The 17,189-nt window shown below is 60.1% G+C and carries 13 protein-coding genes, 1 tRNA gene and 3 pseudogenes; 11 read left to right on the top strand and 6 right to left on the bottom strand.

The features are described from left to right. Positions 1–385: 385 nt before the first annotated feature. A complete protein-coding gene (locus EN750_RS01995; RefSeq protein ID WP_127395484.1) occupies positions 386–1,627 on the bottom strand; it encodes a site-specific integrase in 1,242 nt (413 codons plus the stop codon). A 681-nt stretch (positions 1,628–2,308) separates the two neighbouring features. Here EN750_RS01995 and EN750_RS39200 point away from each other — a divergent pair. The 4 genes and pseudogenes from EN750_RS39200 to ligD (EN750_RS01980) all read left to right on the top strand — a co-directional run bounded on the left by EN750_RS39200 (position 2,309) and on the right by ligD (EN750_RS01980) (position 5,576). Then, positions 2,309–2,381, top strand: a tRNA-OTHER gene (locus EN750_RS39200). 420 nt (positions 2,382–2,801) lie between these two features. After that, positions 2,802–3,668 carry a Ku protein gene (locus EN750_RS01990; protein ID WP_127395483.1) on the top strand — a complete coding sequence of 289 codons (867 nt, stop codon included), beginning with the start codon at positions 2,802–2,804 and terminating at the stop codon, positions 3,666–3,668. A gap of 12 nt (positions 3,669–3,680) precedes the next feature. Then, a complete protein-coding gene (locus EN750_RS01985) occupies positions 3,681–4,490 on the top strand; it encodes a Ku protein (RefSeq protein WP_127395482.1) in 810 nt (269 codons plus the stop codon). A 1-nt stretch (position 4,491) separates the two neighbouring features. Further along, positions 4,492–5,576, top strand: a pseudogene (gene ligD, locus EN750_RS01980) (non-homologous end-joining DNA ligase). Here ligD (EN750_RS01980) and ligD (EN750_RS01975) read toward each other — a convergent pair. After that, entirely contained in the window at positions 5,539–8,181 is a 2,643-nt protein-coding gene (gene ligD, locus EN750_RS01975; protein ID WP_127395481.1) for a DNA ligase D, read from the bottom strand. The pseudogene ligD (EN750_RS01980) and the gene ligD (EN750_RS01975) sit on opposite strands and share 38 nt — an antisense overlap. 635 nt (positions 8,182–8,816) lie before the next feature. Between ligD (EN750_RS01975) and EN750_RS01965 the strand changes: the two genes are divergently transcribed. Further along, entirely contained in the window at positions 8,817–9,035 is a 219-nt protein-coding gene (locus tag EN750_RS01965) for a hypothetical protein (RefSeq protein ID WP_127395479.1), read from the top strand. Positions 9,036–9,095: 60 nt separating this feature from the next. On the opposite strand, the gene EN750_RS01960 is transcribed toward EN750_RS01965, so the two are convergent. Continuing rightward, positions 9,096–10,889, bottom strand: a complete 1,794-nt coding sequence (locus EN750_RS01960; protein ID WP_127395478.1) for a PAS domain S-box protein — start codon at positions 10,887–10,889, stop codon at positions 9,096–9,098. Between the two features lie 155 nt (positions 10,890–11,044). Here EN750_RS01960 and EN750_RS01955 point away from each other — a divergent pair, with 155 nt between their 5' ends. Beyond that, positions 11,045–11,407, top strand: a complete 363-nt coding sequence (locus tag EN750_RS01955; RefSeq protein ID WP_189526001.1) for a response regulator — start codon at positions 11,045–11,047, stop codon at positions 11,405–11,407. A 23-nt stretch (positions 11,408–11,430) separates the two neighbouring features. Here the strand turns inward: EN750_RS01955 and EN750_RS39270 are convergent, their stop codons facing one another. Then, a complete protein-coding gene (locus EN750_RS39270) occupies positions 11,431–11,607 on the bottom strand; it encodes a hypothetical protein (RefSeq protein ID WP_189525999.1) in 177 nt (58 codons plus the stop codon). A 267-nt stretch (positions 11,608–11,874) separates the two neighbouring features. Here EN750_RS39270 and EN750_RS01950 point away from each other — a divergent pair. The 3 genes and pseudogenes from EN750_RS01950 (at position 11,875) to EN750_RS01940 (ending at position 14,133) form a co-directional block, all read left to right on the top strand. After that, positions 11,875–13,160: pseudogene (locus EN750_RS01950) on the top strand (Nramp family divalent metal transporter). A gap of 154 nt (positions 13,161–13,314) precedes the next feature. Further along, on the top strand, positions 13,315–13,503 hold the full coding sequence (locus EN750_RS01945; protein WP_245482576.1) for a hypothetical protein: 189 nt from the start codon (positions 13,315–13,317) through the stop codon (positions 13,501–13,503). Between the two features lie 3 nt (positions 13,504–13,506). Continuing rightward, entirely contained in the window at positions 13,507–14,133 is a 627-nt protein-coding gene (locus EN750_RS01940; protein WP_127395475.1) for an isochorismatase family cysteine hydrolase, read from the top strand. 52 nt (positions 14,134–14,185) lie between these two features. On the opposite strand, the gene EN750_RS01935 is transcribed toward EN750_RS01940, so the two are convergent. After that, positions 14,186–14,716, bottom strand: coding sequence for a ferritin-like domain-containing protein (locus tag EN750_RS01935; RefSeq protein WP_127395485.1), 531 nt, complete (start codon positions 14,714–14,716; stop codon positions 14,186–14,188). Positions 14,717–14,869: 153 nt separating this feature from the next. On the opposite strand from EN750_RS01935, the gene EN750_RS01930 reads away from it, so the two are divergent. After that, positions 14,870–15,799, top strand: a complete 930-nt coding sequence (locus EN750_RS01930; protein ID WP_127395474.1) for an NAD(P)/FAD-dependent oxidoreductase — start codon at positions 14,870–14,872, stop codon at positions 15,797–15,799. A gap of 331 nt (positions 15,800–16,130) precedes the next feature. Here the strand turns inward: EN750_RS01930 and EN750_RS01925 are convergent. Next, a pseudogene (locus tag EN750_RS01925) lies at positions 16,131–16,545 on the bottom strand (ATP-dependent DNA ligase); the annotation flags it as partial. Positions 16,546–16,734: 189 nt separating this feature from the next. On the opposite strand from EN750_RS01925, the gene EN750_RS01920 reads away from it, so the two are divergent. Beyond that, a partial coding sequence (locus EN750_RS01920; protein ID WP_127395472.1) for a GNAT family N-acetyltransferase occupies positions 16,735–17,189 on the top strand: 455 nt, incomplete at its 3' end.

The following is a 17,189-nucleotide window of genomic DNA, read 5'->3' as shown; positions in this document are numbered from 1 at the left end:
ATTCAATATCGCGGGTAGTTCGCTTCGATGAGCGCCGATATGCAACACGATCAAAACCGAGGCTGGAAACGCCTCCGGCAGCTTGGCAACGAGATCGTGCAATGCATCGACCCCGCCCGCCGAGGCGCCGATTGCGATCACTGTGGAGCGTGCCATGACGATCTTTGAAAGTCCGTTCGTCGAACCTAACGTCCAGAGGCGAGTAAAGTTCTACGTCTCAGGATTCAGAGAGCAAAATGGCGTTTCTTTTGCTTAGGGCAACCTCGCCAGTTCCCTGAGCGTAAGCGATGTCCGCTTTTGGCGCTCGGACGCGAGCGTGGGAACGTCCTGCTAGCTAGCGGCGCGAAGCCGACATTTGATGCAACGGGCTATTGCACAAATGGGATCATGCGGCTTTGCGGCTCCGTCCCTTGCATAGTAACGCGGTAACGAACTTGTCCCATTTCTTCATGCCGGCACGCTTTTCCGGCATGTAGTTCCATCTGTCGTAATTCTTTGAGCTGACATCATGCAGGGCATGGTTCTGGATGCGATCGCGGATTTCTTTCGTCACCCCGGCTTTGCCAGCGAGCGTCTTCCAGGTACGCCGCAGATCCCGATTGGTGACAACCGGGATGACGCCACGCTCCCGCTGCCTCCAGATGAAGCTGTAAAGGGTGTTGTGGCTAACCGGTACGGACGGGTCGTTCGCTGATGGAAAGAACCATCCATATTTGTTCGGCTTGAGGGAATTGATCAACTCGGCGGCCAGCGCGGGAACAGGTATCGCGTGGGGCCGGCTGTTCTTCGTCTTTGACCAGTCGATAATTTCTTCTTTTGTATCCCACTGATCGACGTGCAGTCGGGCAATCTCCTCGACGCGTTGTCCCGTCAGCATCAGGATGCGGATGGCGCGCGGGTAGGGCGGATGCACGGGAGTATCGGGGCATTCGAGCCAGCGATACAGCCGCACATATTCGTCCTCATCGAGCCAGCGGGTGCCGACATTCTTGGGCTCGGTCGGGATGCCCGCCGCCGGATTGTAAGCAAGCCGGAAGCGGCGAGGGGAGCTGTTTCGATAGTCATGCTCGGACTTCATGCCCCAGCTGTAGGCGGAACGGATGTAGCTTCGGACGTGATCCGCCATGACCCGGGCGCCGCGCTCGTAGATGGGGCGGATGACGTTGGCGACTTCATCGGGTTCGATCTCGCGCGCTAGCCGATTGCGCCCGAGTGTGTCGGCAACCTTGTTCAGCCCCTTCTCCGCTTCCTTCCAGGAGGACTTGTCGTTTTCCTTCAGGTTCTCGACATAGCCCTCAAACAGATCTCCGACGGTTCCCGGCCGGGTATCCTTGGCGATCTTGATGCTGCGACCTTTCTGGATGAGATTGGCGAAGTCGCGCTGAAAGAGTTCCCGTGCTTCGGCCAGAGCGATCGAGGGATAGGAACCGATTTTCTTTTTCGTCCGTTTGCCATCGCGCCATTGCTGCGCCATCCATTCGGCTGTCACCCGCGTGGGCATCGCCTTCAGAACCAGCACCAACCGCCCCGTGCCGCGACCTTCGCCATCGGCGAGGTCCGCCTGCTTGCCTGACTTCTCGACCTGTTTGATTGCTCGTCGAATGGCTCCGTCAGTGAGGCTGGGCATGGCTGGGACTCGTGCAGATTTGGGGGCGGTATGGGCTCGTTAATTGGTGACGGTAAGGCGATCACTCGCCGAAAATCGCCTCCAATATGCCAAATTCCGCCCCCTGTGCGCAAGGCCAAAAAAGATCAATGATTCAATGTGATTGAGCGTGACTGTTCGTGACATTTGGAGGATGAAATGGATGGTTGTGCATCACGCTCAGCCACGCTGGATCACGGTGGGACACGATGGATCAAGGTACCGCGGGCGGACATAGCAAGCCAAAGGCGGGCTTGGTGTGGGCAGGGGATTGGTGGTTGCATCAGTCGCGGCCAGATGGGGGTGACCGGTGATCGCGCTCAGTCGCGCTGGATCACGGTGCCAGATGATGGAGCAAGCTACCTTGACCGACTAAAGCTCTAAATGGTGGCGTTTGAACTGGTGCAGGGAAGTGGTGGTTGCATGAGACCAGTTCTCATCCACTTACCGCTAAAATTGGTCGGCGCCGGGGCCTGTCTATCGAACGTTGGGTGGGGGCGTGATATGCGCCGTCGCAGATATGCAAGAATGGACCGACAGAGAGTTCAAGTCATCGACGTTTGACCCTGATGTCGGTCGCGCCTATCCGGCCAAATCTATAGGTCGCGTGAAATCGAGGCGGGGATAGTTGGGCGAACCTGCGGGTGGGAACGGGTGTTGTTGGCACCCGACATCGAGGGCGAAAGCTGCCCTCCAAAGGAAGAGGCCGTTTGGTTCGAATTCAACGGGTGCGCCAATTTCGATTGCATTTCAAGTAGCTACTCATGCACTTTGATTAGCCGAAGCCCTCTAGGATTGACCGGCGTAAGCGCTAGGAACCCAAGGGTAGATAAAACCATGTCGCTTCACTCCCAGTTTTGGGCAGAAGAGCGCCAAAGACAGCGTCCCGAAGCGGGTGAAAAACCAAATGAGGATTGAGCGTTGCCCCCAAAGACAGCGGTCAATTTCCCTTAAGCTCTTTCAGGTGCCCGCTCGATTGGAAATCGCCACCGGGCTCGGAGGGAGCGACTTCCTTTCGTTCTCGACTACGACAGTGTCAAGGGCTGTCGGCGACTCGCCCGCCAACCCATTGAAATTAGATTCGTTTCGACTCGGAACCTTCCTGGCGAAATGACTCTTTATTGACTCGTATAGGTTGTGTCGGAGTGCGAGTTTCATGGTTGCCGCGCGTGCCAATTGGAAAGGATATATCAAGTTCGGGGAAGTCGCCTGCGCAGTGGCGCTTTATACGGCGGCTTCGTCCTCCGAACGCATCGCCTTCAACACCCTCAATCGCGCGACCGGCAACCGGGTCCGGCGCGAATTCGTCGACAGCGAGACCGGCGATCCGGTAGAGCGGGAAGACCAGGTCAAGGGGTACGAGATCGAGAACGGCGACTACGTCGTGCTCGAGCCGGACGAAGTTGCCGCGGCAGTTCCGGAAAGCGATAAGACCCTCAAGATCGAAGCCTTCGTGCCATGCGACGAGATCGACGACGTCTACTTCGACAAACCCTACTACCTTGCGCCAGACAAATTGGGCGCCGATGCCTTCAGGCTGTTGCGTGACGGCATGCGTCAGGCGAAGGTCGCTGCACTGGCGCGTGCTGTGTTATTCCGGCGCCTGCGCACGGTACTGATCCGTCCGCATGGGAAAGGCATGATCGGCACGACGCTGAACTTCGACTATGAGGTTCGCTCCGCGAAGGAGGCCTTCGACGACATCCCCGCAATGAAGATCGAGGGCGAGATGCTTGATCTTGCCAAGCACATCATCAACACCAAGAAGGGCCCCTTCAACGCAAAGAGCTTCGACGATCGCTATGACGCGGCGGTCGCCGAACTGGTAAAGGCAAAGATCGAGGGCAAGGCCATCTCCAAGAAGAAGGCGCCGCCGCCTGCGAAGAAGGGCGACCTGCTGGAAGCCTTGCGACAAAGCGCCGGACTGGCCGCGAGCGAGAAGCCGAAACGGGCTGCCGCGAAGGCGACCAATGACCGGAAGCAGCAGCCAAAGCGCGCCGCCAGAACCAAACGCGCTGCCTGATCGGAGGTTGTTATGGCAGTCCGTCCATACTGGAAAGGCTATCTGAAGCTCTCGTTGGTGACTTGCCCTGTGCAGATGATGCCGGCGACGTCGGAAAGCGAAAAGGTGCGCTTCCATACGCTCAATCGCGAGACCCGGAATCGCGTGGTCAGTCACTACATCGATGCCGTCACCGGCAAGGAGGTGAAGGACGATGACGAGGTGAAAGGCTATCAGCGCGGCGAGAACGACTACATCATCCTCGAGGACGAGGAGCTCGAAAACGTCGCGCTCGACAGCACCAGGACGATCGACATCGACGTCTTCTCGCCGCGCGATTCCATCGAATGGATCTGGCTCGACACACCGTATTACCTTTCGCCCAACGATCCGGTCGGGGAGGAGGCGTTTTCCGTCATCCGTGACGCGATGGCTGCCGAAGACATGGTCGGCGTTTCCCGACTGGTGATCTCGCGCCGAGAGCGGGCTGTTATGCTCGAGCCGCGCGGCAAAGGCATCGTCTTGTGGACGCTGCGCTATGGCGACGAGGTTCGGGACGAAGAGACATACTTCGAGGCGATCGACGGCACGAAGTCAAACTCCGAGATGATGCCGCTGATCCAGCAGTTCATCAAGAAGCAGACGCGCCATTGGGACAGCAAGCTCGTGTCGGATCCGGTCCAGGACAAGCTGCTGGAGATCATCGAGGCCAAGCGCAAGAAGACGAAACGCCCGGCAAAGGCGAAGGGCGCAGAGCCCAAGGCGACCCCCAACAACGTCATCAACATCATGGATGCCTTGCGCAAGTCCGTCGAGGTCGAGAACCGCCCGGGCAAGCGCTAGAATGCGCCGATCGTCGAAGAAGGCGGCACCGCTGCTCGCACCCCCTGAACCAACGGTCCGATCTCGCCGCCTCAGGCGACACGACCCCAGCCAGCCCGACTTGCCGTTCGACCCGATGCCGGATCGGATCGATCCCTGCCTTGCACTTCTGCAGCCGAAAGTCCCAGCCGGACTGGACTGGCTGTTCGAAGTCAAATGGGATGGCTACCGCCTTGCCGTGCATGTCGATCGACAGGACGTGCACATCATCACGCGCGGCGGCCATGACTGGACACACAGGTTTCCTTCGATCGCGTCGGCGGCAATGCGACTTGGGGTCGATAAGGCGATCCTGGACGGCGAAGCGGTAGTGCTCGATGAACGTGGAAGGTCGGATTTCGGGGCGTTGCAAAGATCGCTCGGCGGACGTGGAAACGAACCTCGACCGAATCGATCCTCATGGTATTCGACCTGCTTTATCTCGACGGACATGATCTCACCGGTCCGAGCTGACGGTGCGCCGTCATCTGCTCGAAGACCTGATCGTTGCGGGCAGCGACGGAGTCATCCGGCTTTCCGAGGAACTCGAAGCCGAAGGCTCGCAGTTGCTCGAGCAGGCCTGTCAGGTCGGGCTCGAAGGCATCATCGCCAAGCGTCGCCAGCAGCCCTATCGGTCCGGCCGCAACGGCGACTGGCTAAAGGTCAAATGCATTCAGAGCGAGAGCTTTATGATCGTCGGATACGAGCTATCGGCCGCGGCGCGGGGAGGTATCGGCAGCTTGTTGCTTGCCGGGAAATGCGGAAACGATTGGGCCTATGCGGGCGCCGCTGGGACTGGCTTCGACAGCAAGGAGGCCGCCTCGCTGCGAAGCACTCTCGACCAAGAGCACGAACAAGCCGGCCGTCCCCCTGAAGGGCAAGAACCTCGTTTTCGCTCAGCCGACGCTGATAGCCGAAATCGAATTCCGAGGGTGGAGCAACGACGGCAAGCTGCGTCACGCGGCGTATAAGGGACTGCGCGACGTCCAGGACAACTCGGCGGTGTTCGACATGAGCGACCGCGACCTGATCAGGCGGCTTGTTTCATCACCTTTCCCAGCCGTTTGATGGCCGGCTCCAGAGGACGATGGCCTTCGGCATAATCCTTCCAGGCCGTGCTCTTTGCAAGCAAGCCGGGCACGGTGCGCAGAGTGTACCGCTTCGGATCGAGAAGGGCTTTGACCTGGGTCCAGGTCAGCGGCATGGAAACAGTTGCTCCGGGCCGCGCACGCGGCGACAGCGGCGCGACCGCCGTGGCCATGCGGTCATTGCGCAGATAGTCGAGGAAGATGCGCCCGTGGCGTTGGTTCTTCGCCATCTTGGTCAGGTAGAGTTCGGGGTGGTCGCGCGCCATCGCCACACAGACATCGTGCGCGAAACCCTTGGCCTCGGGCCAGGTAAGCTTGCTGCGTTTGGTGGCGAGCGGCGTCACGACATGCAGGCCCTTTCCGCCGGTCGTCTTGCAGAAGCTGACTAGCCCGAGATCGTCGAGGCGATCGCGCATCTCCTTGGCAGCTTGCACCACGGTGGAGAAAGGAACGTCAGGACCTGGGTCCAAGTCGAAGACCAGGCGGCCCGGCAGCTCCGGCTGGTGGAGCTCGCAGTTCCATGGATGCAGTTCCACCGCACCGATCTGGGCCACCGCGGCTAGCCCTTCGATGCGATCGATCTGCAGATAGGGCTTCCGGTCCCCGAATACAGTCACCAGCTCCAGCAGGTTCGACGTTCCCGGCATGGCATGGCGTTGGAAGAACTGCTCGCCGCCGAGTCCGTCCGGGGTCCGAATGATCGAACACGGCCGCCCGCGGATGTGCTCGATCAGCCAGGCGCCGACGGCCTCGTAGTAGCGGGCAAGGTCTTCCTTGGTGACCGGTCTCCCATCGTTGGCGTCGGGCCACAAAGGCTTGTCGGGGTTTGAGATCAACACCCCCATGACATCGATCTTGCCGGCGCGGCGAGACGGTTTCGACGATGTCGACGTTGCAGGCTGAGGTACTTCCGTCTTGGTGGGCGAGGCCGGCGTCTCGGCCTGGACCTCTTCGGCCGGCTTGTCCTCCCGCAGCCCCTTAAACGCCGCCTGACGGACAAGGCCGTCGGACGTCCAGCCGGCGAACTCAATCTCCGCTACGAGTTCCGGTTTGAGCCAGACGACACCGAGCTCTTTTTTTGGGGCGCCAATCCCGGTGAAGGGCGATCTCGACGTCTCCACTGCCTTCAGTCTCGGCATCAAGTCCTTGACCTTAGCGGCGCCATAACCGGTGCCGACACGGCCGACATAGACGAAGCTATCATCCCGGTTGACGCCGACCAGAAGCGATCGGAACTTGCCGTTGGTTGTGGCATAGGCGCCGATGACAACCTCGTGGCCGGCGCGGCATTTAGACTTTGCCCAAGTTTCGGTCCGGCCGGAAACGTAAGGCGCGCCGGCCTGCTTCGACACGATGCCCTCGAGCGACAACCGGCAGGCCGAGCGCAGCACCGCATCGCCGCCGGTTTCGAAATGCTCAACGAAGCGAAGGCGAGCCTCGTCGCCCGTATCGGCCAGGAGTTGCTGCAGCCTGGCCTTCCGCTCAGAGAGCGGCAACGTGCGCAGGTCGTCGCGGCCCTCGAACAAGAGATCGAACGCGAAATAGACCAACGCGTCTGTCTTGCCTTCGGACAGAGCCGCCTGAAGCGCGGCGAAATCGGGAGCACCATTCTCATCCAGCGCGCAGATCTCGCCGTCGATGATCGTATCCGGCAGATTTGCGGCAGCGCGTGCGATCGCGGGATATTTGGCCGTCCAGTCCAAACCCTTCCGCGTCTTCAGCGTCGCCTCGCCGTCAAGCACGCGCATCTGGATGCGATAGCCGTCAAACTTGATCTCATGCAGCCACTCACTTCCGGATGGCGGCCGCGCCAGCGTCTCGCAAAGCTGAGGTGCGATGAAATCGGGCAGATCGACAGGATTTCCCGCATCCGATCTCTCCTTGCCGCGAGCTTTTTGCTTACGCTCATTTGCCGCCAGCCCGGTACGGCTATCCCACACCGCATCGGCTTCTACCTTGCCGCCCTGCAGCATGAACGGTTTTGGCTTGCGACCTTTTCCGGAAGCGATGGCCTCCATCGTGCGGCCGGAGGCTACCGAAGTGTCGTTCTGCTCAAGAACGGCGGCGCCGTTTTCCTCCACCGCGCACTCGTCGCGATGCTTGATCAGCAGCCAGTTGGTGCGTTTGCCTCGCTCGCGGTCATGGGCCATGCGGACAAGCACAAAGCTGCCATGCAGCCGTTCGCCTTCGAGAGTGAACTTAAAGTCGCCTTTTGCGAGGGCCTGCTCTGGGCTCTTCTTCCCCTCGGGTTCCCAGTAGCCGCGATCCCACAGCATCACCGTGCCGCCGCCATACTGTCCTTTCGGAATCGTGCCTTCGAAATCCCCATAGTCGAGCGGGTGATCCTCGACTTCGACCGCAAGACGCTTGTCGTGCGGATCAAGAGACGGGCCACGCGTCACTGCCCAGGATTTGAAGACGCCGCCAAGCTCGAGCCTCAAATCATAGTGCAACCGCGTTGCGTCATGTTTCTGTATGACGAACCGTCGCCTATTCGACGGTTTAATCTTCTCCCTACCGCTCGGCTCCCGCGTGAGCTCGAAATCGCGCTTGGCTTTGTACTTTGAGAGCTTGTCGGTCGCCATCTATTCCTCGGACGTGCGTCACTTCTCGAAGAATGGTCCGGACTGACAAAAGGTTCCTTGAGCAGAGCGAGGTCACGGAAGCCTCGGCCCATCACATCCCCGCTGGATGCTACTACAGCGCCCGTCACCGCCATGACAGGTGACGCCGACCAAAGCGGCGTCAAATCGCTGTCTCGCCTGCCCCAGAGCGGACCCGGCCGCCTCAGGCTGGTAGGCTCCGAATAAGCAACTGCTCCGTCGGCTCCCTGCCTGGGCGGAATGGCCGCATAAGCAGGACATGCGGCGGATCGTCATCGTCGTCGTCACGGGCGGCCCAATGGCAGCGGCGCAGGATTCTGGAGAACACTTCGACGGTCGCGCGTGAGATGGCCAGAGGTGTCAAATTCGGCCGCAAGCCCAAGCTCTCTCAACAACAGCGACGGGAGGCTCTGGCAAGCCTGGAGGCCGGGGAAGCAATGCGGGTAGTCGCCCAGCGATACAATGTCAGCAGCAGCACGATCTCGCGGCTACACCGGTAGCACGGATGAAATTGGCTTCAAAACAACGGAATGTTGGGCACGTTGACACTGGCGGGCAGCAACCGGCACAAACCGCTCTTGCATAAAGGCCATGGCGGCGTTTAATTGCGATCCGCCATGACCACGCAATACCTCAATCATAACCTGGAGTGTCCCCACTGCCTGACCATTCGGCTGAGAATCCCGGCCGACGCGCAGCGAGACACGAGGATCGTCTGTGATGACTGCGGGGAATTCCTCGGTACTTGGGACGACTTGCTGACCGATTTTGAAAGGCAGGGTGGCAACACCGGGGTTTTCCGCCTCGATAAAGGTCGTATCAAACGAATTGAGTGATAAGCCCGACCGGGCCGCTCCGTATCAAGCAATGGCGTCTAAGGTCGGAAACGCTGACCTCTAAGCTCCATTTGCAGCAGGGGCCTGCACGCCGGCCAAGGGCGCCTCCAGACTCCATTTGACCCTTTGCGGGCCATGCTCAAGAATTCCCTGTCCTCCAACCGCCGCTGGCGCAACACGCTTCAGGACGACGGTACCAAAGCCGCCCTGTCCGATGGTCTGCACTTCCGGCCCATCAGTTTCAGTCCAGGTGAGGTGGAAGAGCTTCGAAACATCTGAACCGGTAATGGTCCATACGACCGTGATCCGGCCCTTGTCCCCCGAGAGCACTCCGTATTTCGCCGAATTGGTCGCCAGTTCATGGAAGGCGATCCCAAGATACTGCACCGCATTGGGACTCAGGACCATCGACGGGCCCGACATGTCAATGATGTCTCCCCGTGGGAAAGGCTCGATCTGCGCTGCCAAAAGCTCACTGACCGTGGCGCCCTTCCAGTCGGCCGACACCAGCAGGTCGTGGGAGCGCGACAGCGCCATGATGCGCTCGCGGACCTGGGATTCAAACTGCTTGGGGGTCTCCGCTCGATTGTTGGTCTCGCGGATCATCGACAGGATAACCGAATACTGGTTTTTCACCCGGTGGTTGACCTCGCGCATCAGCATGCGGATGCGGTATTCGTTCTCCTTCGCTGATGTGATGTCCCGCGCTATCTTCGATGCGCCAACGATCTGCCCGCTTGCGTTGCGTACGGGCGATATCGTCAGCGAAACCGGGACCCGGCTGCCGTCCTTGCGCTGGCGGGTCGTTTCGAACGGCTCTACGCGTTCGCCACCTCGGATGCGCTCGAGTATACGGGGTTCCTCGTCTTGATGGTCATCTGGGATCAGCATGGTTACAGACTGGCCGATCGCTTCGTCGGCGGTATAGCCAAACAGCCGCTCAGCGCCTTGGTTCCAGCTCTTGATGATAGTGTTCAGATCCTTGCTGACGATTGCGTCAAATGATGATTCCACGATCGCGGACAGGTGCTGCCTGGCTTCCTCGGCACGCTGGCGATCCGTCAGGTCGAGCAGCATATTCACGGCCCCAATCAGGTTGCCCTGGTCATCCCGCAGCGGCGTGGGGTGGGGCAGGACCGGAAAAAACGATCCGTCCGGACGCTGCGCCACGGCCTGCTGGTTGCGGACCGGTCGGTTTTCTTTGAGCGTAATGGCCATAGGGTACTCGTCGTGCGGAAGTTCCTTGCCATCGGCGGTAAACAGCTTGAACGTCTCACACCACCTGTCGTTGCCAATCACGGACTCCCGTCCTGCCAGATCGGCAGCAGCACGGTTGTAATAGGTGATCGTCCCATGCTGATCCGTCGTGTAGATGGCGACCGGAAGGCCGTCGAGGATCTGGTGATAAGTGCTGTCCTGCTGCCTCAGTTCGGAGCGGGTATTTTCAAGGTCGGTTACGTCGACGGTAAAGCATCTTGTGTTGACCAGGTTGCCATCGCGGAAGTGGCCACTCGACGTGATTTCGACGTGCTTGATAGATCCGTCACATGCCCTCAGACGCGCCGGATATCTCGCGATCCTCTCGCCACGCGTGAGGCGCTCTAGAATGTCTCCGATGATGTGCCGGTCGGGATAGAAGTCCGCGATGTGGCGACCGATATAATCTTCTGCGGGATAACCGAGAAGGTCGAGCTCAGCCTTGTTGGCATGCAGAATGATGCCGTCGGCGCTCACCAGATGGAGGGCCACGGCGCCATTTTCGAAAAAATCCTGGTAGTCGAAATTGAGGCTGTCACCGCCGGATGCTTCCAAGTTTTTGGAGGCGACAACGTTCGCCTGCGTTTGTTCATTCATCCCGGTCCCCGATCAAGCTTAACAGACTATAATGCGGGCTGTGGGAGTTCGTTCCAAGGCCGATGGTTTTGGAGTGCTGGACGGTGCGCAACATGCGACCACGAAGGCCGGCGCCAGGCAGCGGCCACTCGTCACTTACCTCTCGATATGATAGTATGGGCTCCGTGGAATGCCCTCTGGTCCTGGTCGCTGACGACGAAGCCCTGATCGCTTTGGACCTTGAGTGCGCGCTTTGCGAGGCTGGCTTCACCGTAGCAGTGGCGAGATCTTGCGACGAGGCGAACCGGTTCCTCACCGACCACACGCCTGCGGCTGCTGTCCTGGACGTCATGCTGGCGGACGGCGAATGCCATGAGGCGGCGAAAACCTTGGCAGACAGGGGCGTGCCCTTTGTGGTCTATACCGGCTTGGGCATCGAAGGTAGCGAAGGCGCTTTTGCGCACGGACTCACCGTGTTGAAGCCCACCGAGCCCGCAGAGCTGGTTCGGCTTATCAAAGGGATCACCGCCGGGCGCTAGCAAAATATGACCGCGTAGTTCGATTAACGGGGGCGTTGCCGGAACAAAAGCCGCGCCTCGCGGAGCAGAGAATTGCGGTCGGTGCCGATCAGGCGAATAAGCTCGCGCGCCTGATCCTCGGTGATGCCGGTTTCCCTGGCAATGGATTGCGCGAGAGTCTTACTGGCAGCCTGCTGACGGCTGTCTTTATCGTCGCCCATTGTGAACACCCTCTTCATGTCCGGCCACAACCTCTGATGCCAGGACTTGTTCCGCCGTTGCCCGGCCACCTCATCGTGTACGTTTGCGCAAAACGACAAGTTGCGTTCAATGTTGGGCTTTCAGGCGCCTCGCCTGGCGCAGCAAGGATGACCGGTCGCTCCGCCTTGTCGGCGAATGGCGGTCGGGGACCGTATGATAATTTTCTGCGCGACGGAGCTTTTGTCCCGGCAGCGAGTTACGTCGCTCGCGAAGGGAATCGTACCAGCATGCAAAAGAACAATCCGGTTGTTGGCCCGTCGAAGCCACGGCTTCTCGGCGCCTTGGGACCTGGCCTGATAACGGGTGCGTCCGACGACGATCCCAGCGGCATTGCCACTTATTCCCAAGCAGGCGCGCAGTTCGGCTTCGGCCTGACATGGACGTTGCTCTTCAGCTATCCACTCATGTCAGTGGTGCAGGAAATCAGCGCTCGGATCGGCCGTACCACCGGCCAGGGGATCGCCGGTAACATGCGGCGGTATTATCCGAACTGGCTCCTTCAGTCGGTCGTCGTGTTGCTCCTTATCGCCAACATCATCAACATCGGCGCCGACCTCGGCGCCATGGGCGACGCCCTGAAACTGATCATCGGCGGGCCGCATCTCGCCTATGTTATCATGTTCGGGGCGGTATCCGTTGTTCTACAGGTCTTCCTTAAATACAGCCGCTACGTCTCGGTGCTGAAATGGCTGACGCTGTCGCTCTTTGCGTATTTTGGAACTGTGCTCGTTGTGCACGTGCCATGGGGTGAAGTCGCCCATGGCCTCTTCATTCCGAAATTGACTGCCGACGCCAGCTTTTGGACATCGGTGGTGGCGATCCTGGGTACAACCATCAGCCCCTACCTGTTCTTCTGGCAGGCGTCGCAGAAAGTCGAAGACCAGAAAGCCAAACCGGAACGGAAGCCCCTCAAGAAAGCGCCGGAGCAGGCCAGGAGCGCAATCGAGCGCATCCGGCTCGATACGTATATCGGCATGGCATTCTCCAATCTCGTGGCCCTGGCAATCATGATCACGGCTGGTGCGACACTCCATGCCAGCGGCGCCACTGATATCGAATCGACCAGTCAGGCCGCCGAGGCACTGAAGCCGGTGGCAGGTGCGTTTGCGTTTGCAATCTTTGCCCTCGGCGTGATCGGGACCGGCCTGTTGGCGATCCCGGTTCTGGCCGGGTCGGCCGGGTATGCCATGGGCGAAGCGCGCAAATGGCCAACCGGCCTCGACCGCAAGCCGCTGGAGGCCAAAGCGTTCTACGTGACCATCGCGGTCGCAACGCTGCTTGGCGCCTGTCTGAACTTCACGGCCGTCAATCCGATCAAGGCGCTCTATTGGAGCGCGGTGGTCAATGGCGTGGTCGCTGTTCCGGTCATGGCGGTGATGATGCTGATGACGGCACGCCACGACATCATGGGCATGGCAACGGTTCCCCTGGTCTGAGGATCGTCGGCTGGGCCGCAACGGTGGTCATGGCGGTGGCGGCCATCACGATGATTGTCCAGATCTTCCTCGACTAGGAGCCGGACGCAATTTCCGGATCAGGGGAACCTGCCGTGCGGCCGCAGATTAATCCACCGATCGGGGGAGGTCAGCACCTCGCCGTCAGATCGGGCTTCGACCGGAATGGAGGAAGGTATGGATGCGGATACTCAAACAACTCGGCGCCTGAACATGCCTATCGAACAGTATGTCGAAGTCAGGAAAAAGCGCCACGATGTCGTGTCGGTCGGACAGGCCGGCGAGGCGATCAAGGCCGTGCTGGGGGAATGCCCGGTCACCGGAAAGGCCCTCGATGACATGATCGCGGCAAGTGCCGTGGCGCACGGGCTCGGCGTCGTGTTTGACAGCCAGGTGACATAGACCATGGCAGCGGATCCGACACTTCGTGACGATTCCCTCGGGTTGAACGCCGTACACATCTGCGTCGACATGCAGGGCATGTTCCGGGGAGAATCGCCTTGGGCATTGCCGTGGATGGATCGCGTGCTTCCCAATATCGTGGCCCTGTGTGCCGCCCATCCGTCCCAGGTGGTGTTTACGCGATTCATCCCGGCGCGTCGTCCGGGCGAAGGGCAGGGAACCTGGCGGCGGTATTACGAGCGCTGGGCGGATATGACCCTCGAACACCTTGCTCCCGGGCAGATTGACCTCGTGTCCGAGCTTCAACCCTTTGCGCCGCCGGCGCCGGTCATTGACAAACCGGTGTATTCCCCCTGGCTCGGTTCCGACCTGCGGGCGCGGCTGGCCGCCCGTGGGTGTGACGCCGTGATCGTCACCGGTGGCGAAACGGACATGTGCGTCCTTGCGACGGTGCTCGGCGCAGCCGACTACGGCTTGCGGACGATCGTTGTTCAGGATGCGCTGTGCAGCGCCTCGGACGAAGCCCATGACGCCATGATCGATCTTTTCAGCAGCCGCTACGGCCAGCACATCGAGACCGCCACTACTGATCAGCTTCTCCAACGTTGGACAGACAGACCTGTCCCATAAGGCAAGGGCCACGATCATGCCGTGGCCCGTTGCGCATTCGTTGTCGATAAGATCAAGCCGCTTTTTGCTGCTCGGCTGCCTTGTCGTTGACGCCAGACTCGCCGAGGGACGTGAGGGCCTCATCGGTGGCCTTCTCCTCTTCAAGGGTCGCGTTGAGGAGTTCGACGATGTCGTCCCTGCCGAGCGACGTCGCCCAGGCGATCAGCGTGCCGTAGCGTGCGATCTCATAGTGCTCGACAGCTTGCGCGGCGCCGACAAGGCCAGCATCAATCGAAGTTGAGCCTTTGTATTCCTCAAGAATCTCGGATCCTTCCTCGATGATGCCGTCGATTGCCGGGCAGGTCTTGCCCCGCGCAGCGACGCCGAGAATGTCGAACACCTGCTCAAGGCGCTCGACCTGACCCTCGGTCTCGACGCGGTGTTTCTCAAAGGCGGCAGAAACCTGCTCGTCCTCCGCCCCCTTGGCCATCTTAGGCAGGGCCTTGAGGATTTTCTTTTCGGCGTAGTAGATGTCTTTGAGGCCGTCAAGGAACATGTCCTCAAGGCCCTTTGTGCTGGCGGTTGCTTTCTTCGTAGCTGCCATAGCGATGCGCTCCTTGTTGGATGTACCCGTGCGGGTGATTTCCAACTCCATTCGATCGACTAGGTTCCATGGCGGTGACTGCCCGGGTCCCGGCAGGGTTGACGCATTTGTCCGGTCTTTGGAACAACCAAGCGCAAGGCAAGTTGGCCCGCTATGCTGGAATCTTGCATTGGCCAAAGGTTTGATGTCGCAGTCGTCGGTGCAGGTCCAGCCGGGCTTGCAGCGGCGGTCTACCTCGCACGGTTCCTGCGCTCGGTTGTCGTGTTCGACGCAGGCGACGCACGCGCGTTGCTGATCCCCAGGACGCGGAACTGTCCCGGGTTTCCGGAGGGCATCGCGGGGAAGGACCTACTCCAACGGCTCGGCCGGCAGGCCAAGGCTCATGGTGTCGTCATCGGCCAGGCCCGGGTGGAAGGCCTCGACAAGCGCGGACGGTGGTTTCGCCTGCGCACGCCGTCCGGTATCACCACTGCATCGCGTGTGATCCTCGCGACCGGAATTGTGGATAAGGCGCCCGCGATCAAGAGCCTCGCGCAGGCGATCGCCAATGGATCAGTGAGGTTATGCCCAGTCTGCGACGCATACGAAGCCAGGGGCAAACGACTCGGCGTGGTCGGCAATGAGCACCTCGCGCTCAAGGAAGCGCTGTTCCTTAAGGACTACAGTCCCCATGTGGCAATGCTCTTCAACTACCCGGAGGATGTGTCGCGAGCTATCCGCGACAGGGCGGCCCGAGCGGGGATCGCAATATGGGACAGGGTCGATGACCTGATCCCAAGGCCACCGGGCATCATGGTCGAAATGGCCAGCGGGGCGCCGGCGCGCGAGCTCGATGTCATCTATCCTTCAATGGGTTGCGATGTCCGATCTGAACTTGCAACGGCGCTGGGGGCCGACTGTGACGAAACCGGCTACGTGCGCGTTGGGGAGAATTTGGAAAGCTCAGTGCCCGGTCTCTACGCCATCGGCGACGTCGCGGCCGGCCTCAACCAGATAGCCGTGGCCTTTGGCCAAGCAGCCCTTGCCGCGACCCATATTCACAAAACCTTCCGAAGCGACGGCGTCGCCGCAGAATCAAGCTAGTCGCTCGGCGTCCCGGCCGCGCTCCGCGGGACGACTGGGTTTGTGCAACGAGCCACCGTTGATCACAGGATTGTATGATTCAGTTACCAGCCTCTTCATCGGTTTCCCCCGTCGGATGCCTAACAACCTGGCGTCGGCAACCAGTTTATCGCCCATCTCGCCATGACATCCTCGTCAGTCCTGGTGCCAAGGTGGACGGACATTGTTTGCGATCCACATGTTGAGGAAAGCGATGGCGCGCTCGCTTATTTCGACTCGGTCGCGGATCGGTGGCCGGCAAGACGAAGCTGTCTGAGCCGTGTCGTCTTCGCTTCGCGTGCCGCACGCTCTGCGGCTGCGCGAAAACGAGGTTCTTGCCCTTCAGGGGACGGCCGGCTTGTTCGTGCTCAATTGGTCAAGAGTGCTTCGCAGCGAGGCGGCCTCCTTGCTGTCGAAGGCAGTCCCAACGGCGCCCGCATAGGCCCAATCGTTCCCGCATTTCCCGGCAAGCAACAAGCTGCCGACACCTCCCCGCGCCGTGGCCGATAGCTCGAATCCGACGATCATAAAGCTCTCGCTCTGAATGCATATGCCTTCGAGCCCGACCTGACAGGCATGCTCGAGCAACTGCGAGCCGTCGGCTTCGACTTCCTCGGAAAGCACGATGACTCCGTCGCTGCCGCGCGCAACGATCAGGTCTTCGAGCAGATGACGGCGCACCGTCAGCTCGGACCCGGTGAGCTCATTCCGTCGAGATAAAGCAGGTCGGCCAACTTCATTCAGTGGAACGGCACCGGGCCGGTGAAGCCGTCGAGCTGAAGGTCGGCTCAACCAGCAACGCCGCGCAAGATGGAGTTTTTACATCCGGCTTTCCGCTTGGATCGACGCTTTACCGATTCCTAATATAAGAGATGTGAGATTTGGATCAGCGCATTGGTGGGCAAGAGGGGGCTGAAATGGACATCGTCATTCGCGAACTGGTCGGCATCGAAGAGATTTCGACCATCTACCCGCTCTATCAGCAAACGGGGTCCATGCCGGAGGGCATGTTTCAAGAGCGCCTGGCCGCAATGATCGCGCAGGGAAATTATCGCTGCATTGCCGCTTTCCTCGGTGAGAGAATGGTCGGCATGTCGGGCTTTTGGATAGGGGTACAGCTATGGGCAGGCAAGTGGGCCGAGGCCGACCATGTGGTCGTCGACGCTGAAATGCGCAGCGCTGGTATCGGTGCAAAGCTGATGGCGTGGATCGAGAAGGAAGCAGCGCGTGTTGGTTGCGACATCGCCCGCATCTCGATGGTTCTCGGTAAAGAGCGGACACACAAATTCTACAGCCTCAACGGCTATGCGGATGATGCACTCATCCTTGTAAAGCCGCTTAGTGCGTGGGCCGAGGCCGAGTTCCCAGAATA

The sequence above is a fragment of the Mesorhizobium sp. M7A.F.Ca.ET.027.03.2.1 genome (assembly GCF_003999175.1).
Classification (GTDB): Bacteria; Pseudomonadota; Alphaproteobacteria; order Rhizobiales; family Rhizobiaceae; genus Mesorhizobium.
This window is presented reverse-complemented; position numbering and strand designations above follow the sequence as displayed.

What these genes read in the sequence shown, in the direction of transcription:
- EN750_RS01995 (WP_127395484.1), bottom strand. Translation starts at nt 1,627, where the DNA reads ATGCCCAGCCTCACTGACGGAGCCATTCGACGAGCAATCAAACAGGTC.
- EN750_RS39270 (WP_189525999.1), bottom strand. Translation starts at nt 11,607, where the DNA reads ATGGGCGACGATAAAGACAGCCGTCAGCAGGCTGCCAGTAAGACTCTC.
- EN750_RS01965 (WP_127395479.1), top strand. Translation starts at nt 8,817, where the DNA reads ATGACCACGCAATACCTCAATCATAACCTGGAGTGTCCCCACTGCCTG.
- EN750_RS01985 (WP_127395482.1), top strand. Translation starts at nt 3,681, where the DNA reads ATGGCAGTCCGTCCATACTGGAAAGGCTATCTGAAGCTCTCGTTGGTG.
- EN750_RS01935 (WP_127395485.1), bottom strand. Translation starts at nt 14,716, where the DNA reads ATGGCAGCTACGAAGAAAGCAACCGCCAGCACAAAGGGCCTTGAGGAC.
- EN750_RS01955 (WP_189526001.1), top strand. Translation starts at nt 11,045, where the DNA reads ATGGGCTCCGTGGAATGCCCTCTGGTCCTGGTCGCTGACGACGAAGCC.
- EN750_RS01940 (WP_127395475.1), top strand. Translation starts at nt 13,507, where the DNA reads ATGGCAGCGGATCCGACACTTCGTGACGATTCCCTCGGGTTGAACGCC.
- EN750_RS01945 (WP_245482576.1), top strand. Translation starts at nt 13,315, where the DNA reads ATGCCTATCGAACAGTATGTCGAAGTCAGGAAAAAGCGCCACGATGTC.
- ligD (WP_127395481.1), bottom strand. Translation starts at nt 8,181, where the DNA reads ATGGCGACCGACAAGCTCTCAAAGTACAAAGCCAAGCGCGATTTCGAG.
- EN750_RS01990 (WP_127395483.1), top strand. Translation starts at nt 2,802, where the DNA reads ATGGTTGCCGCGCGTGCCAATTGGAAAGGATATATCAAGTTCGGGGAA.
- EN750_RS01930 (WP_127395474.1), top strand. Translation starts at nt 14,870, where the DNA reads ATGCTGGAATCTTGCATTGGCCAAAGGTTTGATGTCGCAGTCGTCGGT.
- EN750_RS01960 (WP_127395478.1), bottom strand. Translation starts at nt 10,889, where the DNA reads ATGAATGAACAAACGCAGGCGAACGTTGTCGCCTCCAAAAACTTGGAA.